At 42.8% G+C, this 5528-nt stretch carries 5 protein-coding genes; 3 read left to right on the top strand and 2 right to left on the bottom strand.

The features are described from left to right. Positions 1-2480: PAS domain S-box protein (locus tag V6C93_RS34680; RefSeq protein WP_333481247.1), on the top strand; the 2480-nt coding region annotated here is incomplete at its 5' end. A gap of 166 nt (positions 2481-2646) precedes the next feature. On the opposite strand, the gene V6C93_RS34685 is transcribed toward V6C93_RS34680, so the two are convergent. Beyond that, positions 2647-3267, bottom strand: coding sequence for an alpha-ketoglutarate-dependent dioxygenase AlkB (locus V6C93_RS34685; RefSeq protein ID WP_333481248.1), 621 nt, complete (start codon positions 3265-3267; stop codon positions 2647-2649). A 106-nt stretch (positions 3268-3373) separates the two neighbouring features. Next, positions 3374-4255 (bottom strand): CPBP family intramembrane glutamic endopeptidase, encoded by an 882-nt coding sequence (locus V6C93_RS34690; RefSeq protein ID WP_333481249.1) that lies wholly within the window; start codon positions 4253-4255, stop codon positions 3374-3376. Positions 4256-4354: 99 nt separating this feature from the next. Between V6C93_RS34690 and V6C93_RS34695 the strand changes: the two genes are divergently transcribed. Next, positions 4355-4963, top strand: a complete 609-nt coding sequence (locus tag V6C93_RS34695) for a DUF4129 domain-containing protein (protein WP_333481250.1) — start codon at positions 4355-4357, stop codon at positions 4961-4963. Then, positions 4960-5528, top strand: a 569-nt coding sequence (locus V6C93_RS34700; RefSeq protein WP_333481251.1) for a DUF4350 domain-containing protein, incomplete at its 3' end; no start/stop codon positions are given. The genes V6C93_RS34695 and V6C93_RS34700, both read left to right, overlap by 4 nt.

The following is a 5528-nucleotide window of genomic DNA, read 5'->3' on the forward strand; positions in this document are numbered from 1 at the left end:
AAGCGATCGCACAACTGCAACAGGAAATGGCTGAGCGTCAGCAGACAGAGAAGGCACTGCGGGAGAGTGAAGAGCAATTTCGCCAGCTTGCCGAGCATATCCCTCAAGTTTTCTGGATGGTTTCTGCTGATTACCGCCAAATGCTCTACATCAGTCCTGCCTATGAGAAGATTTGGCAGCGCAGTAGTCAACGTTTATACGAAGACCTCACTGTTTGGTTTGAGGCGATTCATCCAGAAGACCAAGATCGAGTATTTGCCACACTCCCACTAACTTCACCGGAAAACTACACGTTAGAATATCGAATTATTCGACCGGATGGTTCAATTCGCTGGATTGAATCTCATGGTTTCCTGATTTGTGACGAGCAGGGTGAAGTCTATCGAGTTGCTGGGATTTCTGAAGATATTACAGACCGAAAACAGGTAGAAATAGAAGTGATTCGCAGCAAGATTTTGCTTGAATCGATTTTCGATGACTCAGCAGATGCCCTGTTTTTGGTAAATCCTGAAACCCTGTTGATTACAGACTGCAATCAGCGTGCCGTGGAACTATTTGAAGCCACAAGTAAAGATGAATTACTCAACATTGAAGGGCATACCCTTCAGAAGGAAGCGTTTACAGCCGAAAAATTGAATTCTATTGCTAATGAAATGGAACTCAAAGGCTTTTGGAGCCAGGAGGTGGAATATGTAAGCCAACAAGGAAATCTGTTTTGGGGCAACTTAGCCGCCAAACCCATTCATGTAGCGGCTCAGACTATAAATCTAGTTCGGGTTACAGATATCACCGATCGCAAACGAACAGAAGAGGCATTGAGGGAGAGTGTACAGCGAGAACGTGCGATCGCCAGAGCGATTCAAAGAATGCGCCAGACGTTGGATATTGAAACAATTTTTACGGCTACAACCTCGGAATTGCGGCAGCTGATCGACTGCGATCGCGTCCTCATTTATCAGTTCAATTCCGACTGGAGTGGGGAGGTTGTCTCTGAGTCTGTGGGTAGTGAGTGGATGTCTCTGTTGCAGGAACAAGCCAAGAACCCTAAGGTAATAGAGAGGACGGTCGAAGACTCTAGCTGCACGGCAACTTCATTCGATAGTAAAGCAGAATGGGATAGTACCCTTAACGCTTCTTCTCGGCTGGAGGATACTTATTTGCAAGAAACCAGCGGTGGTGCATACAGCCGAGGTGCAAGTTACAGAGTTGTGCAAGACATCTACAAGGCTGAATTTCAACCTTGTTATATCAACCTCTTAGAACAGTTTCAAGCTAGAGCCTACATCATTGTTCCCATCTTCTGTGGTAGTAAACTTTGGGGATTATTGGCAACTTATCAAAATTCGGGTTCTCGCCAATGGAAAACAGCAGAAATCAGTGTAGTGATTCAGATTGGCAATCAGTTAGGAGCGGCTTTACAGCAAGCCGAATTATTAGCGCAGATTCAAAAGCAGTCAGAAGCTCTACAACAATCCACCCAGCGAGAACGAGAAAAAGCACAAGAATTAAAACTAAATTTGGAAAAATTGAGATGCACCCAAGCCCAATTGATTCACACTGAAAAAATGTCAAGTTTGGGGCAAATGGTTGCGGGAGTTGCACACGAAATCAACAATCCTGTTAGTTTTATATCGGGTAATATTAGTTATGCCAGAGAATACTTCCAAGACCTGCTGAAGCTGATTTCACTTTACCAGCAGACCTACCCGAATCCTACACCAGCCATTCAACAGTTAGCTTCTGACCTCGACTTAGAATTTCTGGTGCAAGATTGGTCAAAGCTGATGGATTCGATGCAGGTGGGGACTCAGCGGATTGAAGAGATTGTGCGATCGCTCAAGACTTTCTCCAGGCTGGATGAATCGGAACTAAAACCTGTGGATATCCATCAAGGCATCGACGATACTCTGTTAATTTTACAGCACCGATTCAGGGCAGAAGGCGGTCGCTCCGAAATTAAAGTGATTAAAGACTACGGTCAACTGCCAAGAGTTACCTGTTATGCGAGTCAGTTGAATCAGGTATTCATGAATCTCTTGAGTAATGCGATTGATGCCCTAGAAAATCAACATTTACCCCGGATGATTACCATCAGCACCACAGTGAAAGAAGCCCTAGATAGGGAGACACTCACCCCCGGACTCTGTCCCACTGCGCTAACATCCCCTGCTCAATCCGTTGTAATTAAAATTGCCGACAATGGTTCTGGTATGAGTCAAGAAGTGTGCCAAAAAATATTTGACCCCTTTTTTACGACAAAGCCTGTGGGGAGTGGTACCGGATTAGGATTATCCATTAGCCATCAGATTGTAGTAGAAAAACATCAGGGTCAAATCAGTTGTATTTCCACTCCAGGGCAAGGAACCGAGTTGATTGTAGAGATTCCAGTCGCCTGCGATAGGGCGGTCAATAATAATCAAATCCCAAAAAATAATCTTGATTATAAAGACCGTTATTGTATCCCAGCTTTTGAGAGTTGAAAAATCCACGAATTGATGCTGAGTTGCAGTCTAACGTAGAATTTAAGGTCAAACTTGGGTCATTTAAACAGTGCTCATTTATTTGCAGACTGCGATTCAACGGATATCTTGTATCCTTCTCAATAGGCATTCTTATTCTAAGGTGGGTACTGTCCATGACAATCCATCACTTATAAGGGAAGAAAACTTCCCTAAAAGTCAGGGAAATTCGGCGGTTCCTAACAATCTCTCGACCCTTATAGTTATCTCGCTCACAGGCAGGAATGCCATGTTCCCAAATATAGCGGGCTCCTCCCTTAAAAATAAGTAAACTTCCGGGTTGCAAGAGAATTTTGGCGTCTTCTTTACTTTGAGAATGAACAAAATTTATAACACATTCACTGCCCAAACTTAGGGTAATAATGGTGTTACCAAAACAAGGAAGGCAGTCAATATGGCTGACAATACCCTGCCCTGGTTGATATTCATTGACGATAACTTGGTCGGGTACATTTGCCATTAAGCCATCTGCCGCAAATCTGACAGCAATTCTTTGTGCCCAATCTGGCAAAGCCCCTAAATAAGTCGATGAAGCAAAAGCGCCATTTTTATAGTCATATTTATACCCATACTCTTGGACTCTTCTATGGGTTTTAATCGACCATTTCTGTTGATCAATAATCTCGATTAAATGAATTTGTTCATTCTTTGTGATGTAATCAGGAATATAAGTAAGTCCCGAAACTTTTTTGATTTCAGAATCTTGATGATTTTCTCCAGCTAAATCAGTTTCATTGAGGAATTCCATGCTTCTTCAATCGAGGTGAAAAACAGTTTGGTAGGTAGGGGAATATTGATGAAGTATCTCCTGTCTTGAGTAACAGAAGTCCCCCGTACTTCAGCCGGGAGGTGAGTTAAGGGCTGGCTTGACTGCGTGAGATATTAGCAAAGTACGGTAAAGGCACGCGCTGATTTGGCCAGTTTTTGAACATGAAACGCACTAAAAAAGGAGCTGATAAAGCTAAGAAAATTAATCCAACCCACAAATAAGAGCTAGCAGCATTAGTTGAATGGCTATTAGACGTTTTTGAAAAAAATTGCAGCCCCAAGGCAACAAAATTATTCATAGCATGAGCCGCCATTGGGACAAATAAAGTACGGCTTTTCAGATAAAGTAATGCCATCATGATGCCAAAAATTGATAAGCCGATAGGATTAACATGAAGGCAACCAAAAATAAAAGAAGAAACTAATATCGCTGGTGTAATTCCCCACTTAGTTGCAAATCTATGTAGTAAAATACCTCGAAAAATAAACTCTTCAGTTACTGGAGCGACTACAATAAAAGAAATTGTTTTTATAATTTCAAAAAGAATTGGCACAGAGGAATTTTGGAGTTTACTGGCAGAAATAGACTTGAGTAGGGAATCGAGAAATGAAGGTGCAACTAATGATAAAAAATAAAATGAAAGCAGAGCGACACCCATTGAACAAATTAACACAGCAATGACTAGACCAGCAACGAGTAGCCAGTTATAACCTATAGGAAAATGACCAATCATATACTTAGCATTAATTTTTAGCTGACGAAAGCGTCGCAACAACCAAAGAAAAAAACAGCCAAAAATCAAACAATAATAAATATAAACTATAATTGGGTCTTTTGGGTTAAAGCCCGTATAATTAATAATTATTCCTCCTATTAAACCAATTAAAAGTATAAGAAGAAAAAAAACTATAAATAGATAGCGAACTTTTAGTTTAAGAAAAGGGTTGTCACTTTGAAGGTTAAGCATTGTTATTGGAACAAGTTGCTAATTAATGACCTATTTCGGGTTTATAACAATAGTTTATAGTACTAAATAGAAATAGTGCTGCGCTGTTTGGATCGAGCCATGTCTAAAGGTTCCTTTGAGAAAGATAGTTTGGGTTGGCAACTGGGACAGCTGCAACAACGGTTTGGGGAGTGGTGGGAACTGCAATTTTCTCGATTTGCACCCCAATCGTCCAAGGCTTCACTACCATCTTGGTGGGATTCCCCAATCTTACAGATGCTGGCTAAAGCTGCTTTTTGGATCATAGTGGCTTTGCTCGTAACCTGGGTGGGTTGGCTAATTTGGCGACTGTTGCGACCTTATATTTATTCCCTCACCCAATCATTGAATCAACCCACGAAAAAAGCGGGTCAAATACCCGCAAAAGAGTTATCGGTATCAGGGTGGTTGCAGCGATCGCAAAAATTCCAGCAGCAGGGGAACTACCGCGAAGCCTGCCAATGCCTGTATATGGCAATGTTACAACGATTAAATGATAGTGGGATTGCCCCCCATGAACCCAGTCGCACGGATGGGGAATACTTGAGATTAGTCCAGCAGCTACCCCAACCCAGACCCTACCGCACCTTGCTCATGACTCATCAGCAACTATGCTTTAGTAATACTGAAGCTTCCAGCTCAGACTTTGAGCAGTGCCAGCAAGCTTACCGGGAAATCGAAGCATCATGAATTTTTCCAGTCGGCGGTTAGGGTTATTTGGAGCGATCGCCATTGGGGCACTCATACTCCTCACGCTGTTTGCAGCTCCTGCCAATACTAAACTCAGTAGTGGTTCTACCTATAACCGTGCTCCCAATGGGTATGGTGCTTGGTACGCTTTCATGGAAGAACGGGGCACCCCTGTCCAGCGTTGGCAAAAACCGTTCAAGGCTTTAGCGGCGAATAAAACACTCAAATCTCCGACGACCTTGTTGCGTGTCAACAGTGAATTATCTCGCCCAGATTTATTAACAGAGGAAGAAAGCTGGGTTGAAAAAGGCAACACACTGGTGATTTTAGGCGTCCGGCAACCCGTTACAGACGCCTCTTTTAGTACCCTGCATAAAACGGAAACGGGGAGCGTTAAGATTAATACGCAGCGCAGGAGAAAGTCAGCGAATGAAAGTTTGTTAGGCGATCGCTTCGGCTCGATTGTTTGGCAACAGAGTATGGGCAAAGGACACGTCATCTTCGCCACAACACCCCATCTTGCCGCCAACGCCTATCAAGATTTCCCGGATAATTATGAATTCCT

Source organism: Allocoleopsis sp. (assembly GCF_036703385.1).
Lineage (GTDB): Bacteria > Cyanobacteriota > Cyanobacteriia > Cyanobacteriales > Coleofasciculaceae > Allocoleopsis.

Excerpts from the sequence above, each read along its gene's own strand:
- V6C93_RS34690 (WP_333481249.1), bottom strand. The coding sequence starts at position 4,255 with ATGCTTAACCTTCAAAGTGACAACCCTTTTCTTAAACTAAAAGTTCGC.
- V6C93_RS34695 (WP_333481250.1), top strand. The coding sequence starts at position 4,355 with ATGTCTAAAGGTTCCTTTGAGAAAGATAGTTTGGGTTGGCAACTGGGA.
- V6C93_RS34685 (WP_333481248.1), bottom strand. The coding sequence starts at position 3,267 with ATGGAATTCCTCAATGAAACTGATTTAGCTGGAGAAAATCATCAAGAT.